Genomic DNA, 22,936 nt, shown 5'->3' with positions numbered 1-22,936 from the left:
AGTTGAATATGAAACGCTCAAATACGACACTTAGTATTGTGGTTGTATTCATTATCAACAACGTCAGAAAAAGCTAAAATACTTATAATCTTTCAGAATCCTCTTATTCCTTTTCATTTTTTAAGAAATAATACTATTAAATTGTTTAAAATAACTTAATTATTGAAATGTTCAGATAATCGATTTTAAAATTTTAAACAAAACTAATTGATAAAAACTGTCAACAAATTTGTATTTTTGACACACAAAAAAAGTAGAATGCATTTTAAACAACCCGAAATTCTATACTTTCTATTCCTATTGATTGTTCCAATTTTGGTGCATTTATTTCAATTAAGACGTTTCAAAAAAGAATATTTCACCAATGTTCGTTTTCTTCAAGCACTTTCGATACAAACCAGAAAGAGTTCCAAAATCAAGAAATGGCTGCTTTTGACTTGTCGCCTTTTGCTATTAACTTGTATTATTTTAGCTTTTGCTCAGCCTTTTTTCGAATCCAAAGACAGTAAAAATGTTAACAACGAAATGTATATTATCCTTGACAATTCCTTCAGCATGCAGGCCAAAGGAAAAAAGGGAGAATTATTAAAGCGTGCCGTTCAGGAACTATTGGAAGAAACTCCAGAAAACGTCAATTTTTCTTTGCTTACCAATACTGATTCGTATTGGAATACCGATATCAAAACGATTCGAGCTGAATTACAAAACCTAAAATACAGTGCGACTCCTTTTCAACTTGATAATATAATTGCTAAAATAAAAGCGCATAAATCGCCCTTCAAAAAAGACATTGTTATTATTACAGACGCTGTCGGTTTGACTCCAAGTCAATTAAAAAACATGAATACAGATAACGTTCCGTATTTTATTATTCCAAAAGCAGAACAAAAAAATAATGTAGCGGTTGACAGTGTTTTTATCCGTCAAACTCTTGATGATTTTTACGAATTGAGTATCAACACAACTAATTACAGTGAAGATTTCAAACCAATTCCTATGGCTTTGTACAATCAAAATAAACTAATTGCCAAAACTATTGTTGATTACAAAAACAAGAAACAGACCATTAATTTCACGATTCCAAAACAACCTTTTCATGGTTATGTTTCGATAGAGGATAATGATTTGACGTATGACAACAAATTATTTTTCAGCATTGCAAAAGTCAAAAAGAACAACGTTATAAGTATTGGAGTTCCTGAAAAAAACAATTTCCTGAGCCGAATTTATACCAATGATGAATTCAATTACAGCTCTACAACATTAAACACATTAGATTACAACTCAATCGACAAGCAAGATGCAATTGTTTTAAATGAGCTGGACGAAATTCCACAAGCATTACAGACTACTTTAAAAGCATTTGTAAACAAAGGAGGAAACCTAATCGTGATTCCTTCGGAGACGGCTTCTGTAGCCAATTTGAATACGTTAATGAATCAGTTTGGAAACATCCAATTCAAGTCTTTAGAATCGGATGAAAAGCTGATTACCAAAATCAACTTTAGTCATCCTCTGTTTGCAGGCGTTTTTGAAAACAAAACCAATAATTTTCAATACCCGAAAGTCAAAAAAGAATTCACAATTGCATCTTCAAATCCTGCAGTTTTAACTTTTGAAGATCAATCTCCATTTTTGACAGCAATTAAAAACACCACTTCGTCGGTTTATGTTTTTTCTGGCCCAATAAACACAGAAAACTCAAATTTTCAGCAATCTCCTTTGATTGTTCCTGTTTTTTACAAAATGGCTTTAAGTAAGTTAAACAACGGAATTAACGCTAACACAATTGGAAATAACAGTTCGTATTTTGTTGCTGTTAATTTATCGAAAGATGAAATTCTGACCGTAAAAAATCAAGACGAACAATTTATTCCTGTTCAACAATTATTGAATAATAAAGTGCAATTATTTTTTAATGATTATCCAGAAAAAGCAGGCAATTACACGATTTATAACTCCCAAAAACCAATAGAAAACATTAGTTTTAATTACCCAAGAACTGAGAGTAATTTGAGCCAAGTTAACGAAAGTCTTTTATCCGATTATAAAACAAGTGATTCAATAACAACCATTTTTGACACATTACAAAGCAACCGATCTGACAATCAAATTTGGAAATGGTTTATTATCTTTGCACTACTCTTTCTAGCGTTGGAAATGGCAATTATCAAATTTGTGAAATAAAGAATCCAATTTCTAAAAAATTATAAAAACAACATGAACATCATCATCCGAAACGCCAAAATTATAGATTCTAAAAGTTCGTTTAATAACCAGACTGCCGATCTTTTAATTGTTGACGGTTTGATAAAAAAAATTGGAACGGCACTTCCCAATACTGATAATATTGAAGAACTAAAACTAGACAATCTTCATATTTCTCAAGGATGGTTCGATAGCAGTGTTTCACTTGGAGAACCAGGTTTTGAAGATAGAGAAACTATCGCAAATGGACTTGAAGTTGCCGCCAAAAGCGGTTTTACAGCCATCGCATTACAACCGAATTCTTTCCCAGTTATAGACAACCAAGCACAAGTGAATTTTGTAAAAAATAAAGCCAATGGTTTTGCTACACAACTTTTTCCAATTGGAGCTTTGACTAAAGGAAGCGAAGGAAAAGACATGGCGGAATTGTACGACATGAAAAATGCCGGAGCCGTAGCTTTTGGAGATTATACAAAAAGTTTAGACAATGCCAATCTGCTTAAAATAGCGTTGCAATATGTTCAGGATTTTGACGGATTAGTAATCGCTTTTGCTCAGGATGAAAATATTAAAGGAAATGGTGTAGCTAATGAAGGTGTCGTTTCTACTCGTTTAGGACTGAAAGGAATTCCAGACTTAGCCGAAGAATTACAAATAGCAAGAAACTTATTTTTATTAGAATACACAGAAGGTAAATTACACATCCCGACTATTTCATCAGCAAAATCAGTTCAATTAATCAAAGAAGCTAAAGCTAAAGGATTGAACGTAACTTGTAGCGTAACCGTTCATCATTTGGTATTAACCGATGAAAAATTGGAAGGTTTTGATACTCGCCATAAAGTAACTCCTCCATTAAAAACGGAAAGCGACAGACAAGCTTTGTTGAACGGAATTCTTGATGGCACAATTGATTTAATTACATCTGACCACAATCCAATTGATATCGAACACAAAAAAATGGAATTTGATTTGGCTAAAAATGGAACTATAGGATTAGAAAGTGCTTTTGGAGCTTTAATGACTGTACTTCCTTTAGAAACTATAATCGAAAAATTTACTGAAGGAAAAGCCATTTTCAGCATTCCATCAAATAGTATTAACGAAGGTGAAATTGCCAACATTACTTTATTCAACCCCGAAGGTTCAAGTATTTTTTCAAAAGAGAACATACTTTCAAAATCCAAAAATTCAGCATTCTTAGGAATCTCATTAAAAGGAAAAGCTTACGGAATTTTGAATCAAGGAAAATTAATTTTAGGATAAAACCAAACCTAACAGGTTTTTAAAACCTGTTAGGTTTAACTTCATATATATGAATAATACAATCGAAGCTGGAAAAACAGCTGCAATCACCAGTTATATTTTAGGTATTGGCGTATTTATTGCTATGTCAATGAATGCCGAAGACAAAAACACATTTGCATCTTTTCATATCCGTCAAGGATTGGGACTTACCATTACTTTTTTTTCACTCGGTTTAATCATAGGGAATTTTGACAGCCTAATGATTTCAGCTCCTATGTGGATTTTTATTTCAGTTTTATGGACTTATGGAATTTTTAGCGCTATAAAAGGCGAGACGAGACCTGTTCCATTATTAGGTACTTATTTTCAAAAATGGCTTAAATCTATAAGCTAAGAAAAATTTACAACTCATATTTCACAACTCACAATTAAAAAATGAATCTATCTTTAGAATATAAAATAAGAGAACCGAAAGTTATTCTCGACAAAAACCCATTGTTGCTTTTACTTCACGGATACGGTAGCAACGAAGCTGATTTGTTTTCATTTGCCTCTGAATTACCTGGTGAATATTACATTATTTCTGCTCGTGCTCCTTATGATCTTCAATATGGAAGTTACGCTTGGTATGCCATTAATTTTGATGCTGATCAAAATAAATTTTCGGATAATGAGCAAGCCGCAATTTCGAGAGATATAATTGCCAATTTCATTGACGAATTAGTTGCAAACTATCCTATTGATGCTAACGATGTTAATCTAGTTGGTTTCAGTCAAGGCTCTATTTTGAGTTATGCTGTAGCGCTTTCTTATCCTGAAAAAATAAACAAAGTAGTCGCAATGAGTGGCTATCTTAATTTGGAAATCGTAAAAGAAGATTACTTAAAAAATAACTTAAGTAAACTAAAAATATTCGCTTCCCATGGAACTGTTGATCAAGTAATCCCTATCGATTGGGCTCGAAAAACGCCAGGAATTTTAGAAAAATTAGGAGTAGCAATTACTTATAAAGAATATCCTGTTGGCCATGGAGTAGCACCACAAAATTTTTATGATTTTAAAAATTGGCTGATTGAAAATTAATGATCCGTTTTTAACGCATTATTGTTAAAATATGTTGCGCGGTAGAGACGTTGCAATGCAACGTCTCTACAATGGGTGATTTCATATTTTTAAACAAAAAAAAGAGAGGTTCAATGCAACCTCTCTACATTTTCACAATGTTAATATCTCAGCCTTTAGACGTTGCAATGCAATGTCTCTACTTTTGGTATATAACCGACTGAATTATTTCAAAAGAAACGCTTTCATCATCGTTGATAAAGTATTTCAATAATACTTCTCCCCAATATTCCCCATCGCTGTAATCGGCAATTATCCAGCGATGATTCAATACTTTAACTTTATTGATCAAAAATTTATTAGCACCCAATTGTTCTTGTCCTGTGTATGGATTTCCTTTTGGCGCAGCATTCAAATCCAATAATTTCTCCGTCACATAAGGAACTAAAGTTTCATAATTTCTAATTTTATCAGATTGAGCGTTTTCAAAATAATTTTGAGCGTTTTCATTTTTCTCCAATGAAAAATAGTTCACATCAGATAATTTATTAGTAATACTTTGCAAACTGTCTCTTAACTTGGTAGTTGACTTTTTATACTTATCCTGTTCAAAAGTTACCTCTTTACTCAAATACATATACGTATAAATATTAAAGACTAAAGACAGAATTAAAGCATAAAGTAGGAACGATTTTTTCATTTTAAATTAAATTGTAATTTCTAAATTATCATAGGCCAGAAAAACGTTTTCTGGAAGTCTTTTCTGGACTTCTTCATGAAAACCCAACATGTGGCTAATATGTGTAAGATAAGCCCTTTCAGGTTTCAGCAAAGCTATAAAATCAAGAGCTTCCTGCAAATTAAAATGTGTGTCATGAGGCTGTTCACGCAAAGCATTAACTACTAAGACTTTAAGACCTTTCAACTTTGCAATTTCTTCTTCATCAATCGTTTTCACATCCGTCAAATAGGCAAAATCATCGATTCTAAATCCAAAAACCTGTAAATCCCCATGCCAAACACTAACAGGAATAGCTATTTTGTTTCCAATTGCAAAAGGTCGATTATTTTTGATTTCAAAGGTTTTTACAGAAGGCGCTCCTGGATATCTATCTACGGTTTTAAAAATATAATCAAAACGTTTTTTAATATTAGACAAAACTCGTTTATGAGCATATATTGGCATCGCTCCCTGCTTGAAATTAAAAGGGCGAATATCATCCAAACCAGCAGTATGATCTGCATGTTCGTGGGTGAAAAGAATTCCATCTAATTTTCTGCAATTTGATGACAACATTTGCTGTCTGAAATCGGGTCCGCAATCGATTACGTAAGAGTGGTTTTCCCACGATATCCAAGCCGATACTCTGAGTCTTTTGTCCTTAAAATCAGTGCTTTTACAAACCTCATGATCGATTCCTATAATTGGAATTCCCTGAGACGTACCTGTACCTAAAAAATATACCTTCAATTGATGAGTTTTTTTTACAAAAATAGGATTAAATTCTCTTTCATGAGAAGCCGAATTAATTAACTTTGTAACATAATCTCCGAATTTAAACAAAAAAAATGGAAGCCAAAAAGATAAAACTAAAAGGTGATAAAGTTATAGAGCAAATTCCTTCTCTAAAGGACAAAGCACTTCGTATTAACCTAAATGAAAATATATACGGAACTTTTGCTGAAATTGGTGCTGGACAAGAAACAGTTAGACATTTTTTTAGATCTGGTGGATCTTCCGGGACAATTGCAAAAGCAATGTCTGCTTATGATAAAGACTTTAGTGATGCCGTTTATGGAGTTGAAGAAGATGGTCGTTATGTAACTGAAAGTCGCCTGAAAAAAATGTTGACTTTTGAAGGCGAATTAATCGAGGAGCGTTTAAGCAGAACAAAACATCCTAACAAAATGTTTTTTAGCTACGCCAATACAGTTGCTACTATTGACTTTGCTAAACAATTTAAAGGTCACGGTTGGGTCGGAATTCGCTATCAATTAGATCCTGCAGAAGATTATAACGAAATCATTATTCACATTCGTTTCAAAGAAACAGATTCTAGATTGCAACAAGAAACTTTAGGAGTTTTGGGAGTTAATTTAATTTATGGTGCTTTCTATAAATACAATGACCCAAAAAAATTACTACGTTACCTATATGATCACCTTGATAAAGATCAATTAGAAATAGACACTATCAACTTTTCTGGTCCACGATTTGCTGATGTTGATAATAGATTAATGAGTTTGCAATTGGTAAAAAACGGCATGACCGATGCTGTAATGTTCAATCCAGAAGGGAAAAACATCTTGCCAGCTGCCATTTTATACAAAAAAAATATACTTGCTTTCAGAGGTAGTTTCCGCCCTGTTACCAAAGTAAATATGGACATGTATAAGAAGTCGCTAAAAATGTTTTTGGAAGAAAACAAGGTAGAGAAAGAAAATACATTGGTAATTTTCGAAATTACATTATCCAATCTTCGCTCTGATGGAGAAATTGACGAAAGAGATTTCATGGATCGAGCCGAATTACTTTGTTCTTTAGGACAAACTGTAATGATTTCCAATTTCCAGGAATATTATAAAGTGGTTGAATATTTTTCTAATTATACCAAAGCTAGAATGGGTCTTGCAATGGGGGTAAATAACTTAGTTGATATATTTGACGAAAAATATTATCGCCATTTGAGCGGCGGAATACTTGAGGCCTTTGGAAAACTGTTTTACCGCGATATGAAAGTATTTTTATATCCAATGCTTGGCGAAGAAAATGAAATTATAACTTCCACAAATTTAATGGTACATCCTAGAATGAAAGAATTATACAAATTCTTTAAATTCAACGGAAAAGTAGTCGATATAGAGGATTATGATCCAGAAATTTTAGAAGTATTCTCGCGCGAAGTACTGAAAATGATTAGTGCCGGAAAACCAGGTTGGGAATCAATGTTACCTGAAGGAGTTGCGGAAATTATCAAGGAAAAAAAACTTTTTGGATACCATCCTAATACTCTTTTACAAGAAAGTAAATAAAAACAAATTGTTATAAAATAAAAAATCCAGTAAAAGATATCTAGTCTTTACTGGATTTTTATTTTAGTTAATTTCACAAAATTGATTGCAGAAACAGCTTTACTATTTCAAAATTTGATTGGCGTGAACTTTTGTTTTTACATCAGATATAATATCAGATATGATTCCGTTTTCGTCAATTACAAAAGTTGTTCTATGAATTCCATCGTATTCTCTTCCCATAAACTTTTTTGGTCCCCATACTCCAAAAGCACTAATAACTGATTTATCTTCATCGGCTAATAGTGGAAAAGGAAATTCGTATTTGTCTCTGAACTTCGCCTGAGCTTTTGCACTATCTGCGCTTACTCCCAAAAGAGCATAATTATTGGCTTGAAAACGTTCAAAATTATCTCTTAAATCGCAGGCTTCTGCAGTACAACCTGGTGTTGAAGCTTTTGGATAAAAGAAAACTACTAACTTCTTCCCTTTATAATCGGTTAATTGATGTGATTTCCCATCCTGATCAACTCCCGAAAATTGTGGTGCCTGATCTCCTATTTTTAATGTGGTCATTCTTGTTAAGATTCTAAGTTTCTAAGTCGCTAAGGTACTAAGATTATTTTGAGTTGCTAAGTTACTAAGACTCTAAGTTTCTAGGATTGCTCGTTAATATGAATCATGTTTTTTAGTTTAATTTTAAAAACTTAGTACCTTAGCGACTTAGAAACTTAGTAACTTATAGAAAAAAAATGACCAAACAAGAACGCGTAACATTTGTTATAAACACGTTGAACGAATTATACCCAACAATCCCTATTCCGTTAGACCACAAAGATCCTTATACGTTATTGATTGCTGTTTTACTTTCGGCACAATGCACAGACGTACGAGTAAATCAGATAACACCTTTGCTTTTTGCAAAGGCTGATAATCCTTATGATATGGTCAAAATGAGTGTTGAAGAAATTAAGGAAATTATTCGCCCTTGCGGTTTATCTCCGATGAAATCAAAAGGAATTCATGGTCTGTCACAAATCTTGATTGAAAAACACAACGGTATTGTTCCTCAGAGTTTTGAATTATTGGAAGAATTGCCAGCAGTTGGTCATAAAACAGCGAGTGTAGTAATGTCCCAAGCCTTTGGAGTTCCAGCCTTTCCGGTAGACACACACATCCATCGACTAATGTACCGGTGGAATCTCACTAATGGAAAAAATGTGGTTCAAACCGAAAAAGATGCTAAACGCATTTTCCCAGAAGAACTTTGGAATGATTTGCATTTACAGATTATTTGGTATGGGCGTGAATATTCTCCTGCGAGAGGTTGGAGTTTGGAGAAAGATATTATCACAAGAACAATTGGAAGAAAATCAGTTTTGGATGAATTTGCAAAAAAACAAATTGTCCTAAAATAACAAATTCCACTAATTTTTATAAAAACTAGTGAAATCTGTATGGATTCTAAACTGTTATAGATTAAAATTTCTTTTGAATCTATAAGAATTAATTAACTATAATTTCAAAAACCTTATCTTCTATTTTTACCATTTTCAAGGATTTAGAATAGTTTAATAAAAAAGAAACGACTTCTTTATCAGGCTTTATTCTTTTAATAATTTTTAATTCTTTAGAGTAATTCTTTTCCATATCAATATAAAGTTTGTTTTATATCATAACGGAAGTATAACCCTTTTATTATTAGTTGGTCAAAACAATTTGATGCTTATCAATAATTTTTCTCAAATTCATTATTGCATATCTCATTCGGCCTAATGCAGTATTGATACTTACACCTGTAGTTTCTGAAATTTCTTTGAAACTCATGTCCTGATACATACGCATAATTAAAACTTCTTTTTGATCTAATGGAAGTTCTTCAACCAATCTGCGGAGATTATCTTCGACTTGATCAGCAATAATTTGATTCTCGATAGTTAAAGAATCATCAGACATTATAGAGAAAATCGAAAACTCCTCTGTTTCTCTGAACATTGGCATTTTTTTTGATTTTCTAAAATGATCAATGATTAGATTGTGAGCAATACGCATTACCCAAGGTAAAAACTTTCCTTCTTCGTTATAGGAATTTAGTTTTAGTGTTTTGATTACTTTGATAAAAGTGTCCTGAAAAATATCATTGGAGATTTCTTTATCTGAAACTTTAGAATAAATGAATCCGTATACTTTAGATTCATGTCTTCTTATTAATGTTGCCAATGCACTTTCGTCACCGTCAATATAATCTTTTACTAATAAAGCATCCGTTTTTTGTAAATTTGCCATAGTTATCCTTTTAGATTAATTAAATGGGGATTTTTCTAAAAAGTAATTCTATACTATAGGCACAAGGGGGAATTAAGGTTATTATTTTGCCAAATTTAACAAATTATTATTAAAAGAAGCAAGAAAAAAGATAATAAATATAATTTTTTAATTTTAATTCCATAACTTATAGCCAATTACAGGTGATTTTTTTACTTTTTACCTTTATGAAAAAACACTTTTATTTAAAAAAACTTAAATAGGAAATCCCAAAATTATCAAACCATATTTTAGATTTCCACATCTATTTATTCAAAAACTGAAATCCATTTAATATTTTTATAAAACCACTTTTATTAATCTAAATGCTTAAAAACTGAAAATTTGTGATTTATTCACCGCTCTTTCTCAATTGGAAAATGATTACTTTTGTGAAAATTCATTTTCAATATGTCAACTGATATTTCCAAACTCGATCCCAAGAAAAACATCATAATAAAAGGAGCACAGGTACATAATTTAAAAAATGTAGATGTAGCTATTCCTAGAAATAAACTCGTTGTTATTACTGGACTTTCTGGCTCTGGAAAATCCAGTTTGGCATTCGACACTTTGTATGCCGAAGGACAACGTCGGTATGTAGAAAGTTTATCTTCGTACGCAAGACAATTTCTTGGACGATTGGACAAACCAAAAGTAGAATACATCAAAGGAATTGCTCCCGCTATTGCCATCGAACAAAAAGTAAATACAACCAACGCCCGTTCGACAGTAGGAACTTCAACAGAAATTTACGATTATATCAAATTATTGTTTGCCAGAATTGGCAGAACATATTCACCAATTTCAGGACAAGAAGTCAAAAAAAACACCGTTACTGATGTAATTACAGCGGTGAAATCTCTTGAACCTGATAGCAAATGGTTACTCCTCGCCCCTATTCATTTGGAAGAAGGAAGACAGTTAGAAACTAAACTAAAAGTGCTTTTGCAACAAGGTTTTGCAAGGATTTTGGTAAATAATGAAATGGTTCGTTTGGATGATTTTACTGTAGAACAGCAACATTCATTGGATCATAAAGATATTTTACTTGTTATTGATAGAATTATTGTCAAAGACGAAGAAGAATTTTACAATCGATTATCAGATGCTGTACAAACTGCTTTTTTTGAAGGAAAAGGAATTTGTTATTTGCAAGAATTAAATACAAACAAAAGGCTTTCTTTTTCTAATAATTTTGAATTGGACGGAATTACTTTCCTAGAGCCCAATGTACATTTATTTAGTTTCAATAATCCATATGGAGCTTGTCCTGTTTGTGAAGGCTATGGAAATATCATTGGAATCGACAGCGATTTGGTTGTTCCAAATACTTCGCTTTCCATTTTTGAAAATGCCATTTTTCCGTGGCGTGGCGAAAGCATGAGTTGGTATCGGGACGAATTGGTGAAACACGCCTATAAATTTGATTTTCCAATACACAAACCTTACTTTCAACTTACCGAAGAACAAAAGGATTTAATCTGGACCGGAAATAGATATTTTCAAGGACTTAACGACTTTTTCAAAGAACTTGAAGCGAAGAATTATAAGATTCAAAATCGTGTAATGCTTTCACGTTACAGAGGAAAAACCAAATGTCATGTTTGCAAAGGGAAACGCTTGAGACCTGAAGCTTCTTATGTAAAAATAAATGGCAAAACCGTTTCTGATTTAGTTGATTTACCAATACAGCATTTAGTTGATTTTTTCAAAAACATCAATCTAGATGAATACGAAAAACAAATTGCCAAACGTTTAATGGTAGAAATCAATAATCGATTGTCGTTTTTAACTGAAGTAGGTTTAAATTATTTGACATTAAACAGAAACTCATCAACGCTTTCTGGAGGAGAATCACAAAGAATTAATCTAGCGACTTCTTTAGGTAGTAGTCTTGTTGGTTCGATGTATATTCTGGATGAGCCAAGTATTGGTTTACACCCAAAAGACACTGAGAGATTGATAAAAGTACTTATTTCATTACGCGATTTAGGTAATACTGTGATTGTTGTTGAACATGATGAAGACATTATGAAAGCTGCCGACATGATTATCGACATTGGGCCAGAAGCAGGAACTCACGGTGGAAATCTTGTTGCTCAAGGCACTTATAATGAAATCCTAAAATCAAGTTCGCTAACCGCCAAATATTTGAATGGCGACCTTGAAATTACTGTTCCAAAGAAAAGAAAAACCTCGAAAAATTTCATCGAAATAAAAGGCGCCAGAGAAAATAATTTACAAAACATAGACGTTGTTTTCCCTCTTGATGTTTTAACGGTTATTACAGGAGTTTCGGGTAGTGGAAAAAGTACTTTAGTTAAGAAAATTCTTTTTCCAGCAATGCAAAAAAAGCTAGATAATGCTGGTGAAAAAGCAGGTCAATTTAGCGAATTAGCGGGTTCTTTTTCACATATAAAACATATTGAATACGTAGATCAAAATCCAATTGGAAGAAGTTCCAGATCCAATCCTGTGACTTACATCAAAGCTTATGATGATATTAGGGATTTATTTGCTAAAGAAAAACTTTCTAAAGTACGTGGATACCAAGCCAAGCATTTCTCTTTTAATGTTGATGGTGGGCGATGTGAAACCTGTAAAGGTGAAGGCTCAATAAATGTCGAAATGGTCTTTATGGCAGATGTGCAATTGCCATGTGAAACCTGTAACGGAAAACGTTTCAAAAAGGATGTTTTGGAGGTGACTGTTGATGGAAAAAACATTCACGATATTCTCACGATGACTATTGATGATTCAATTCATTTTTTCGAAAAAAACAAACAAACAAAAATCACACAAAAACTGCAACCATTGCAAGATGTTGGTTTGGGTTATGTACAACTAGGGCAATCTTCATCAACACTTTCTGGTGGTGAAGCTCAACGTATAAAACTGGCTTCATTTTTAGTCAAAGGGACAATAAAAGAAAAAGCGCTATTTGTTTTTGATGAACCTACAACCGGATTGCATTTTCATGATATCAAAAAATTAATGGCTTCATTTGATGCATTGATTGATAAAGGACATTCAATTCTGGTCATTGAACACAATCTTGATTTAATCAAATGTGCTGACTGGGTGATTGATCTTGGCCCTGAAGGAGGAGAAAATGGTGGATTATTACTTGCTGTTGGAACTCCAGAAGAAATCGTAAAAAACAAAAAATCAATTACAGCAAAATATTTAAAGGAAAAACTCTAAAAAAACAAGTCTTTACTTATCTAAATCAGAAAAGCCATGACATTTAAATTGTCATGGCTTTTCTTTTAGTATGCAAAATTTAAAATAACAATAATTTTTTTATAAGTGTTAACCTAGATAACATTTCTCTTGGAAAACAACTCCATCTTCATCAATTGCAACCAAGACTTTCTTGCCTTTGGAAGTAACTTTTGACATGTATAACCAGGGTAAAGACCACATCCCAAGAGTCACACAACATATTGCAAAATTTAGAGTATGATTAACTTTTTTGCCTTCTTTATAAAGAACTGTAAATGGCATAGCGTCATTTTGCTCAACTACAACAAAACCTTTTTGAATTTTATTCGCAATAACTTTTGTAAAAGTGTAGAGTCTTTCCTGATTGATGAACTGTTTTTTCATTTCCAATACTTTAAAATTAAACTATTTGTTTTGTAAATGTGGTTTTGCAAATTTAGACTTACTTAAATTAGTTCACAATACCAACTTTTAGTGATATTTAAATTAAACAAAACATAAAAAACTGACAAATAGCTTGTTAGAAAAAACCATCACTATAAAACTCATAAAATAATCGTTAAAACACAATAAAATAAAATATTATTATTAGTTTTCTTATATTAAAATTACTTTAAAACATTAAATCTTGGACTATTAAAACATATAATTTCTTAATTATAACTAATCTGCTTAAGAATAATGAGATTTATTTTTTCTTGACTTTCAAAAGAAACTTATCTAAAGTCTGATTTATTTCTGGCGAAATAACAAATTTATAGTTGATATAGATGTAAATAATAGTTACCAAAATTGATTTAAGAACAATCGCAATAAGAGGATTTATTGGAAACTTCCAAAAATAAAACAGCATAAAAACCACAAATGTAATTGCGATTGACTGCAATGTTTGCTTACTAAACGGATATAAATGCATGCGTTTTACTACAAAAAGTAATTTAGCAACACTATAACAAGTAATTGACAATAAAGTGGCGAATGCAGAACCAAAAATTCCAAATAAAGGAATAAAAATCATATTCAATATCACTGTCAAAACCACCAAACCAACTCCTAGAAACAACACAGCACGATAATATTTTGAATTGAAAATAATAGCATTATTATTACCCAAGATTAAGTCAAAATATTTAGAAAGACCAATCATAAAAACTACTCCAATACCTCCACTATAATCTTTTGGAACAATTTCATACAACTGATTGATATTTACAAAAATACAAAGCATCACAAATCCACCGACTATTTGAAGATTGATTGATGTCTTTTTGTATAAATCATTCAATTCGTCATGCTTGTTATCATGCATTAATTTGGCTGTAATTGGATACACAATTTGATGCATGGCACGGCTTGGGACAGAAATAACGAGAGCTATATATGTTGCAACTGAATAATAAGCGATATTCTCAATCTTCATGTATTGATTCAGCATTAATTTATCTCCATCCAAAAGTAAATTTGCCACACTTCCAGACAAAATAATATAGAAAGTATAAACCAATATATCTTTTACGTTCTCAGGAATGCCCAATTCAAAAACTGGCTTTCTTATTCTAAATGCATAAAACATAGTTGCCAAAAAAGCGACAAAATAAATACCCGCAGTAAGATAAATAAAATCAACGGCAGTAATCCATTTAAAATAAAGAGCGAAAAGGGCTAACAATGAAAAAGATCGCAGACCAACTTCTTTTATGAAATTCCCAAAAACAGAATGCATATGTACTCTAGCCCAAGCATAGAAAATTTCAAAATAAGCCATACAAAGAGCTACGAAAGGAATAAGCCAAATAAAAGTTTTTACAATGGCATTTTTTTTCGTCACAAAAAAAACAATCTCATCATAAAAAAACAAACCAATTAAAAGAATAGGAATAATTAATAAAATAGGAAACAATACCGTAAAAGATAAAAATTGATTTTTTTCCTTTTCTGATTTACATTGAGAATAAAACTTAACTAATGTATTTTGCATTCCAATGGCAAATAAAGGCATAATAACATTCGCAGCCGAAAGGATATAATTGGATAATCCATAAAACGTTTTGCCCAAAATTGGAGGGAATAAAAAAAGAGTACTTATACCCCCTATTCCAAAACCGATATATGTTATTATTGTATTTCTTAAAGATTGATTTAATACGATGCCCATTAATTGGAATTTAAAAGTGTAAGGTTTAAAAGTTTAAAGTAAATACCTTAAATCTTTGAATTTATTAATTGTGCCAATTCTTTGGTCAGGTTTTTTCTTGAATATTTTTGCAAACCTACAGCATACGATTGTAATTTGCCTTCTAAAAATTGATTGTAATACAATCTAATAGCATTTTTCAGTTTTTCTTTCTCGGTATATTCAAAAAAAGCTCCTGTATTTGTTTCTGTTATGATTTCGGCAAAATCAGAATCTTGCGGGCCAATAGCAATAATTGGTCTGTTAGAAACCATATATTCGAATAATTTACCTGGAATTATACTTTTTGTTTCTTCAGAATTGATTTCGATAAGCAATAAAACCTGAGAGTTTCGCTGATGCGAAATAGCTTCAGAATGCGATAGGTATCCCAAATTATTCAAATACGGGTCCAATTTAAATTGTCCAATAGTATCCAAAACTTCCTGACTAACCTTGCCAATTAACTTTAGTTCCAAGTGCGAAGCAAAATCTGGAATTTCATGAATTAATTCAACCAAAGATTCCCATAATATAACTGGATTTCGTTCTGAAAGAAACGAACCAATATGAGCCAGACTAAACTTTACGTCAAGTTCTACTTTTGTTACAGGTTCATTATCATAACCGTTTGTGATAACTGTAATTGGTCTATTGGTTATGGCTTCAAATTCTGTTTTAGTGGTTTTGCTGGTAACAATTATTTTATTGGCAGTATTCAAAACCCTATATTCTAGCGCTTTGTGTTTTCTTTCAGCTTTAGTTGATAATCGTAATGCTTTATGATAACCAATAGTTGTCCAAGGATCACGAAAATCGGCAAACCATGTTATCTTTAATTTTTGTTTTAAAACCATTCCAATTAAATGCAAACTATGCGGCGGTCCTGAAGTAATAACAATATCAATGTTGTTTTCAAGGATATATTTTTCTAAATATTTTATTGACGGTTTCACCCAAAAAACACGTGCATCGGGAATAAATAAATTACCACGAATCCACAATAATGTTTTTTCTAAAAAAGTTTGTTTCTTCTGATTCGGAATGATACCTGAGCTTATTTTTTGAGTTTTATTTTTTGAAAAAACTGATGCCAACTGATATGGTTCAAAAATTTTATTTTTTAAAACAATAACTTTTTCGGAAACCTCTTTTTCCAAATTAACATCCACTATTGGATAAGTAGGATTTTCAGGAACATATACTACTGGCTGAATATCAAAATCCGGCAAATATTTAGCAAATTTAAGCCAACGTTGTACTCCTGGCCCTCCTGCTGGTGGCCAATAATAAGTAACAATAAGAACTTTTTTTAATTCTGGTTTCAATTTTTTATTTTATTATTTGTTGTAGAGATGCACTGCGGTGCAACTCTACAAACTATGCATTTCTATTTTTCTTTTTTTCAAAATACACCCCACCAACCAACAGAAAGAACATTCCAATACAGCTAATTAATGTAATTATTCCTCCAGTTTTAACAACTTGTGGATCAAACATAAATTCAATCTTATGTTGACCTGCAGGAACTACTATGGCTCTGAGAGTATAATCAGCTCGCATGATTGGTGTTTCTTTGCCATCTACGAGGGCTTTCCAGCCTTTTTCATAATACATCTCAGAGAAAACAGCCAAACCTTCTTTTGAATTGTTTGAAGTATATTTTAAATCATTCGGCTTATATGAATCTAATTTTATAACGGCCGTACTATCTTTGGCGAAAGCCTTATTTTTAATAGCTTGAAATTCATTTTCATTAATTACAGCTACTTCTTTGGAATTAAATTTATCCAAAGCTTTCATTTCTTCGTCAGCAGTTTTTACAAAGTTAATTTGACTGACAAACCAAGCATTTCCATTAGCATCTGGATTAATAATTGGAGTTTCTTTTCCTTCCTTGTTTGTTTGAATCACATATTTTACATTCAACATATTAAGGATTTCTAAATTGTTTTTGGCAATTTGGTAATCAAATAATTGCTGCATGCGTTTTGGCTTAACTGCACTATAACCACCAATCGCTTTGTGAAAATAAGAAGTTCTTGCCTGCATTAAACCTTGGATATCAAACACTCGATAATTTGTTGGATCTTCCAGAATTTTTGCATCTGCTTCAGTTTGTTGGAAAGGAATTTCTACATCATGGGCGTTGACAAAATCTTTATTAGATACATAATTTTTATCTACGAAGAACAAATCGGCAACCATAAATAAACCAACCAAGATGATAGCTGTTTTTTGAGCTAATTTGTTTTTAATAAACAACCATAAAGCTCCAGCTGCTATTAGTATAAAAAATCCTGAACGTAATAAATCTGCACTATATAATGATTTTCTATCAGCTTTTAAAGCATCAACAAAACTAGGTCCGTAACTTTCGATCATATAACTGTCACCTGCTCCTGAAAAACTGAATGCACTTTTGGACAGGAACAATAAAACAATCAGTCCTAAACCAACTGCAGCAGATTGCCATAATGGTTTTAATTGTTTTTCTTTTTCTAATTTAAAGAAAGATTGCAATCCCATAATTGCTAATACAGGAAAACATAATTCCAAAATAACCTGAATAGAAGAAACGGCTCTAAACTTATTATACATAGGAATATGATCGATACAAAAATCTGTTAACGCTGGAAAGTTTTTTCCCCACGAAAGAATTAATGACACGAATGCACCTCCTAAAAATACATATTTGATTTTTCTTTCATCGGTAAACAAAGCTAAAATTCCCAAGAAGAAAACTACAGCTCCAATGTAAGCCGGTGCCGAAACAATTGGTTGATCACCCCAATAAGTTGGCATCGCAGAAACAAAATCTGCCGCTTGAGATTCAGGAACTCCTTGAGAAATCATGAATTCAAACATACTACTATCCGTACCTATATTTTCATTATTAGAACCTCCAAATAGTCTTGGCGCAATAAGATTGAAACTTTCAGCAATACCATAACTATATTCGGTTATATAATCACGAGTCATTGCTCCATCAGAAGTGCTTTTGGAACCATCAGGGTTGAAAGTTAGATCACTTTTTCCTCGAATACTAAAATTAGCATATTCAGCAGTAGCCAACAAATTACCAGCATTCGAACCAATTGCCAAAATTCCTGCTCCAAAAAGTGTTCCTATGGAAATTAAAAGTGGCTTGTATTCTTTGGCTTTAATTCCTTCATAAATAAAATATCCTGACAGAATTAGCAATAATATCAATAAATAATAAGTCATTTGGAAGTGATTAGCATTCACTTCGAGGGCAACTGCAAACATCGTGAGCAAACCTCCCCAAATATATTTTCGCTGAAAAACCATTATAAATCCGGCAACTACCATTGGCATATAAGCAATGGCATGAGCTTTGGCATTATGTCCAACTCCAAGAATAATGATCAAATAAGTTGAAAACCCAAACGCTACAGCTCCAAAAAAAGCTTTCAAAGGATCTGCTTTTAAAACCAGCATTAAAATGTAAAAACTCAAAAAATACAAGAATAAATAATCAGCTGGACGCGGCAAAAAACGCAACACATCATCAATTGCTCCTACATAATCATGCGGATATTTAGCCCCTAACTGATACGTTGGCATACCACCAAAAGCAGAATTAGTCCAATATGGTTCCTCATGATATGTTGCTCGAAAATCGTTTTGTTCTTTGGCCATACCCGTGTATTGGGCAATATCCGATTGAAAAATTTGTTTTCCCTGTAAGACTGGAAAAAAATAAAGTGTAGAAACGATAACAAAACCAAGAATGGCAAGTGCGTGCGGAAAGAACTTTTGAAGTTGCTTCATTATTTAATATTAAGATTTTGGTTTTATAAGAGATTTAACCTCAAATATACAAGATTGGTTTTGATTTTTTATAAGTACATTATTTCATTATAAATTCTAAAAGAAAATTAGAATTTAAAAAGAATTTCGCATTTAATCAATCTCTTCATAATCAACATAATCGCCCACTTTTTTGGTTTCGCGAGGATTTTTGCTGTTCGCAGTGTCGATTATTATTTCGTCATTATTAGACGTTTTTCGCCAAGAAGTTTGTTGGGAGTAATTTTGTTGGTGTTGCTGAAAATTTTGCCCCGCTTTTTCCACTACCTTTTTTACTAATAAAGGTAAAAACAATCGAGCTAAAAATTTAAAAACATAATAGAACACCATCATAAAAAATAGCATTTCTATAAAACCCGAAAAAGAGGCTGTTTGCATAATCAAATAATTTTAATGCAAAATTAATAAATCAATGTTGAACTTTGGAACAATTTGAAAATATCATTCTTAAATAAATGCTAAAAAAATACGACCTGCTTTTACAAATTTGAATAAAAAACCACATTTACAACAACTCAAAAATATAGTTTCAAATAAAACTCCAAAAAATGATAAATATCATATACAATTTAATTGTCTTTTTTTAACAAAAAAACCAAAAAATAAGAGATAATTTCACAATAAAAACCAAATTTAAAATAAAAAAAGTTAAAACAAAAACATAATAAACTGATTTTCAAACCTTAATAAAAACCCAATTCTTAAAGTAGCATTAGTTTTTATGGATTATAAACAGTAATTTTGCACCCTATTTTAAATATACATATGAATAAATTTGAACAATTAGGATTGAATGAATCGTTACTGAAGGCGATTTTAGATCTAGGATTTGAAAATCCGTCAGAAGTACAGGAAAAGGCGATTCCCCTATTATTGGAAAAAGATACAGATATGGTTGCGTTGGCTCAGACAGGGACAGGGAAAACGGCAGCTTTCGGTTTTCCGCTAATCCAAAAAATTGATGCCGACAACAGAAATACACAAGCATTAGTTTTATCGCCAACACGAGAACTTTGTTTACAGATTACCAACGAACTTAAAAACTACTCTAAATACGAAAAAGGTATTAATGTGGTAGCAGTTTACGGCGGGGCTAGTATTACAGAGCAAGCTAGAGAGATTAAAAGAGGAGCACAAATTATTGTGGCTACTCCAGGAAGAATGCAAGACATGATCAACAGAGGATTGGTTAACATCAAAAATATAGATTACTGTATTCTTGATGAGGCTGATGAGATGTTAAACATGGGATTCTACGACGACATCGTATCTATTTTATCAGATACTCCAGATCAAAAAAGTACATGGTTGTTCTCTGCAACTATGCCGCAAGAGGTTGCCAGAATTGCAAAACAATTCATGAGCGAGCCTGTAGAAATTACAGTTGGAACAAAAAACTCAGGTTCAGCAACAGTTTCTCACGAATTTTATTTAGTAAATGCTCGTGATCGTTACGAAGCTTTGAAACGTTTAGCTGATGCTAATCCAGACATTTTTTCAGTAGTTTTTTGTAGAACAAAACGTGATACACAAGCTGTTGCCGAAAAACTAATTGAAGATGGTTATAGCGCTGCTGCTTTGCATGGAGATTTATCTCAAGCACAACGTGACGGTGTAATGAAATCTTTTAGAGGTCGTCAAATTCAAATGCTTGTTGCTACTGACGTTGCTGCTCGTGGAATTGATGTTGATAACGTAACTCACGTAGTTAACTACCAATTACCTGACGAAATCGAAACGTACAATCACCGTTCTGGTCGTACTGGTCGTGCTGGTAAATTAGGAACTTCTATCGTAATTGTAACTAAAAGTGAATTGCGCAAGATTTCTTCAATCGAAAGAATCATCAAACAAAAATTTGAAGAAAAAACAATCCCTTCTGGAATTGAAATCTGTGAAATCCAATTGCTACACTTAGCCAATAAGATAAAAGATACTGAAGTAGATCACGAAATTGACAACTACCTTCCAGCAATCAATAATGTTCTTGAAGATTTATCTAAAGAGGAATTGATCAAGAAAATGGTATCTGTTGAATTCAACCGTTTTATTGCTTACTACAAGAAAAACAGAGATATTTCTAGCCAATCTTCAGGATCTGACAGACGTGAACGCGATGATAGAGCTCCAAGAGAAAATAACAATGGTGGTGCTACAAGATACTTTGTAAACATCGGTTCAAGAGATAATTTTGACTGGATGTCATTAAAAGATTACTTGAAAGAAACATTAGACTTAGGTCGCGATGACGTTTTCAAAGTAGATGTAAAAGAAGGATTCTCTTTCTTTAACACAGACCCAGAACACACTGATAAAGTAATGGAAGTATTGAACAACGTACAACTTGAAGGTCGTCGTATCAATGTAGAAATTTCTAAAAACGATGGTGGCGGAAGACGCGATCACAACGGAAGAAACTCTGGTGGTGGATTTAGAGGTGACAGAGGTTCTGCTCCAAGAAGAGAAGGAAACTTTGCTCCAAGAAGAGAAGGATCTGGTGGTGGCTTTAGAAGCGACAGAAACTCAGCTCCAAGAGAAGGCGGTTTCAGATCTGAAAGAAATTCAGGACCAAGAAGAGAAGGTGGTTCATCAGAAAGACCAGCAAGACGTTCTGAAAGTTTTGGTGATTCATCAAGACCAAGAAGACCAAGAAGAGACTAATGCAACAATTAGTATCCATACAAATCTCCCGAATTGCTCGGGAGATTTTTTTTTAGCATCAATTAAACCATTTCAAAATAATAAGTCTAAATGAATATTCTAAAATAGAAAAGTCCGAAGCTTAATCACAGATTGTTAATTTTCTTATAATTATAATCGAACAATAAAATATTTAAAGTCGTTTTACTACTTTTAAACCTTTAAAACAGTCTATGAAATATATTATACTTTTTTTATTTTTTATTGCCACTCTAAATTCAGCGGTTGCCCAAACTACTGAAACACCCCAAAAAATCTCCGGAACTATTATTAGTGATAATACCGGAACCCCTTTAGCTAATGTTAACATCATTAATATCAATCAAGTAACCGGAACAACTACAGATGTCAAAGGTCATTTTGAACTTGCAGTTACTCAAAACGACACTTTACACATCACACTTCTTGGATATCAATCCTTACGTGTTCGTGTAACCAATGACTGGATTAAAAACAAAACAACAACAATCCAACTTACCCAAAAAGCAATTCCATTAAACGAAGTGGTCATCAGCCCATATTACTTAACAGGTTATCTTGAAATTGACGCCAAATTAATCCCAGTAAAAGAAGATTACCGTTACGATATTTCGGGTTTAGGTCGAGGGTATGAAGCAGGACAATATTCCCCTGGCGCTTTTGGAAAAGTATTAGGATCCATATTCAACCCCGCCGATATGTTGTATAATTTCTTCGGCAAAAAGCCCCAGCAACTCAAAAAACTCCGAGAGATGCGAAAGGACGACACAGTGAGAACCTTATTAGAAAGCAAATACGACCGGGAAACCATTTCATTACTTTTAGGCGTATCACAAGATGAAATTGCCGAAATCTTAAACCGTTGCAGCTATTCAGATGCTTTCATAAAATCTGCCAATGACCTTCAAATCATGGATGCCATCAGCGGATGCTACGAACAATACAAAATCCTGAAGAAAAAATAATCTCCAAAATCATTTAGTTCCTCAGTTCGTTAAAAATAATTTGGGCGTGCCACCATAAAGAAAAGGAGCCTACTCAGCATTGTAGAATGCACCCAAAAGTTTAGACGAATTTATAATTAATTTTGATAATAATGAGCTCGATATTGTATCGGGCTCATTCCGTTTAAATTCAGTTTTATTCTTTCTTTATTATAATATTTTATGTATTCTTTAATTTCTGATT

The 22,936-nt window shown here is 32.4% G+C and carries 20 protein-coding genes; 9 read left to right on the top strand and 11 right to left on the bottom strand.

All coding sequences use genetic code 11. The annotated features are described in order from the left end of the window. Nucleotides 1–258: 258 nt before the first annotated feature. From VLC96_RS01460 to VLC96_RS01445, 4 genes are read left to right on the top strand one after another with little or no spacing between them, the layout of a single operon-like run. Nucleotides 259–2,187, top strand: coding sequence for a BatA and WFA domain-containing protein (locus VLC96_RS01460; protein ID WP_325260269.1), 1,929 nt, complete (start codon nt 259–261; stop codon nt 2,185–2,187). A gap of 33 nt (nt 2,188–2,220) precedes the next feature. Continuing rightward, nucleotides 2,221–3,474, top strand: a complete 1,254-nt coding sequence (locus VLC96_RS01455) for a dihydroorotase (protein WP_325260268.1) — start codon at nt 2,221–2,223, stop codon at nt 3,472–3,474. Nucleotides 3,475–3,523: 49 nt separating this feature from the next. After that, a complete protein-coding gene (locus VLC96_RS01450) occupies nt 3,524–3,850 on the top strand; it encodes a hypothetical protein (protein ID WP_325260267.1) in 327 nt (108 codons plus the stop codon). A gap of 41 nt (nt 3,851–3,891) precedes the next feature. Next, entirely contained in the window at nt 3,892–4,539 is a 648-nt protein-coding gene (locus tag VLC96_RS01445) for an alpha/beta hydrolase (protein ID WP_325260266.1), read from the top strand. Nucleotides 4,540–4,717: 178 nt separating this feature from the next. Here VLC96_RS01445 and VLC96_RS01440 read toward each other — a convergent pair whose 3' ends face one another. Together VLC96_RS01440 and VLC96_RS01435 are read right to left on the bottom strand one after the other, a co-directional pair. Beyond that, on the bottom strand, nt 4,718–5,218 hold the full coding sequence (locus VLC96_RS01440; RefSeq protein ID WP_325260265.1) for a hypothetical protein: 501 nt from the start codon (nt 5,216–5,218) through the stop codon (nt 4,718–4,720). Between the two features lie 6 nt (nt 5,219–5,224). Beyond that, entirely contained in the window at nt 5,225–5,989 is a 765-nt protein-coding gene (locus tag VLC96_RS01435) for an MBL fold metallo-hydrolase (protein WP_325260264.1), read from the bottom strand. Nucleotides 5,990–6,087: 98 nt separating this feature from the next. On the opposite strand from VLC96_RS01435, the gene VLC96_RS01430 reads away from it, so the two are divergent. Beyond that, a complete protein-coding gene (locus VLC96_RS01430) occupies nt 6,088–7,551 on the top strand; it encodes a TonB-dependent receptor (RefSeq protein WP_325260263.1) in 1,464 nt (487 codons plus the stop codon). Between the two features lie 102 nt (nt 7,552–7,653). Here VLC96_RS01430 and bcp read toward each other — a convergent pair whose 3' ends face one another. Beyond that, on the bottom strand, nt 7,654–8,106 hold the full coding sequence (gene bcp / locus VLC96_RS01425) for a thioredoxin-dependent thiol peroxidase (protein ID WP_325260262.1): 453 nt from the start codon (nt 8,104–8,106) through the stop codon (nt 7,654–7,656). 176 nt (nt 8,107–8,282) lie between these two features. Between bcp and VLC96_RS01420 the strand changes: the two genes are divergently transcribed. Then, the gene (locus VLC96_RS01420; protein WP_325260261.1) at nt 8,283–8,948 is read left to right on the top strand and encodes an endonuclease III domain-containing protein; all 666 of its coding nucleotides are present in this window, start codon (nt 8,283–8,285) and stop codon (nt 8,946–8,948) included. An 88-nt stretch (nt 8,949–9,036) separates the two neighbouring features. Here the strand turns inward: VLC96_RS01420 and VLC96_RS01415 are convergent, their stop codons facing one another. Together VLC96_RS01415 and VLC96_RS01410 are read right to left on the bottom strand one after the other, a co-directional pair. Beyond that, nucleotides 9,037–9,180 carry a hypothetical protein gene (locus VLC96_RS01415; RefSeq protein ID WP_325260260.1) on the bottom strand — a complete coding sequence of 48 codons (144 nt, stop codon included), beginning with the start codon at nt 9,178–9,180 and terminating at the stop codon, nt 9,037–9,039. A 51-nt stretch (nt 9,181–9,231) separates the two neighbouring features. After that, nucleotides 9,232–9,816, bottom strand: coding sequence for an RNA polymerase sigma factor (locus VLC96_RS01410; protein WP_325260259.1), 585 nt, complete (start codon nt 9,814–9,816; stop codon nt 9,232–9,234). A 429-nt stretch (nt 9,817–10,245) separates the two neighbouring features. On the opposite strand from VLC96_RS01410, the gene uvrA reads away from it, so the two are divergent. Next, nucleotides 10,246–13,041 carry an excinuclease ABC subunit UvrA gene (gene uvrA, locus VLC96_RS01405; RefSeq protein ID WP_325260258.1) on the top strand — a complete coding sequence of 932 codons (2,796 nt, stop codon included), beginning with the start codon at nt 10,246–10,248 and terminating at the stop codon, nt 13,039–13,041. Between the two features lie 108 nt (nt 13,042–13,149). Here uvrA and VLC96_RS01400 read toward each other — a convergent pair whose 3' ends face one another. The 5 genes from VLC96_RS01400 to VLC96_RS01380 all read right to left on the bottom strand — a co-directional run bounded on the left by VLC96_RS01400 (nt 13,150) and on the right by VLC96_RS01380 (nt 19,447). Next, nucleotides 13,150–13,446 carry a hypothetical protein gene (locus tag VLC96_RS01400; protein WP_325260257.1) on the bottom strand — a complete coding sequence of 99 codons (297 nt, stop codon included), beginning with the start codon at nt 13,444–13,446 and terminating at the stop codon, nt 13,150–13,152. 304 nt (nt 13,447–13,750) lie between these two features. Beyond that, on the bottom strand, nt 13,751–15,217 hold the full coding sequence (locus tag VLC96_RS01395; protein ID WP_325260256.1) for a lipopolysaccharide biosynthesis protein: 1,467 nt from the start codon (nt 15,215–15,217) through the stop codon (nt 13,751–13,753). Between the two features lie 47 nt (nt 15,218–15,264). Beyond that, nucleotides 15,265–16,563: a glycosyltransferase family 4 protein gene (locus VLC96_RS01390; protein ID WP_325260255.1), complete on the bottom strand. Its 1,299-nt coding sequence runs from the start codon at nt 16,561–16,563 to the stop codon at nt 15,265–15,267. Between the two features lie 52 nt (nt 16,564–16,615). Continuing rightward, the gene (locus VLC96_RS01385) at nt 16,616–19,030 is read right to left on the bottom strand and encodes a YfhO family protein (protein WP_325260254.1); all 2,415 of its coding nucleotides are present in this window, start codon (nt 19,028–19,030) and stop codon (nt 16,616–16,618) included. A gap of 132 nt (nt 19,031–19,162) precedes the next feature. Next, nucleotides 19,163–19,447 carry a DUF4834 family protein gene (locus VLC96_RS01380; protein WP_325260253.1) on the bottom strand — a complete coding sequence of 95 codons (285 nt, stop codon included), beginning with the start codon at nt 19,445–19,447 and terminating at the stop codon, nt 19,163–19,165. Between the two features lie 387 nt (nt 19,448–19,834). Here VLC96_RS01380 and VLC96_RS01375 point away from each other — a divergent pair, with 387 nt between their 5' ends. Together VLC96_RS01375 and VLC96_RS01370 are read left to right on the top strand one after the other, a co-directional pair. Further along, the gene (locus tag VLC96_RS01375; protein ID WP_325260252.1) at nt 19,835–21,730 is read left to right on the top strand and encodes a DEAD/DEAH box helicase; all 1,896 of its coding nucleotides are present in this window, start codon (nt 19,835–19,837) and stop codon (nt 21,728–21,730) included. 212 nt (nt 21,731–21,942) lie between these two features. After that, nucleotides 21,943–22,713 (top strand): carboxypeptidase-like regulatory domain-containing protein, encoded by a 771-nt coding sequence (locus VLC96_RS01370; protein ID WP_325260251.1) that lies wholly within the window; start codon nt 21,943–21,945, stop codon nt 22,711–22,713. A gap of 116 nt (nt 22,714–22,829) precedes the next feature. Here the strand turns inward: VLC96_RS01370 and VLC96_RS01365 are convergent. Beyond that, nucleotides 22,830–22,936: IS3 family transposase (locus tag VLC96_RS01365; RefSeq protein WP_325260296.1), on the bottom strand; the 107-nt coding region annotated here is incomplete at its 5' end.

It is taken from the genome of Flavobacterium sp. (assembly GCF_035456085.1).
Lineage (GTDB): Bacteria > Bacteroidota > Bacteroidia > Flavobacteriales > Flavobacteriaceae > Flavobacterium.
Note: the sequence above shows the minus strand (reverse complement) of the source record. Positions and strands in the feature narration are given on the sequence as shown.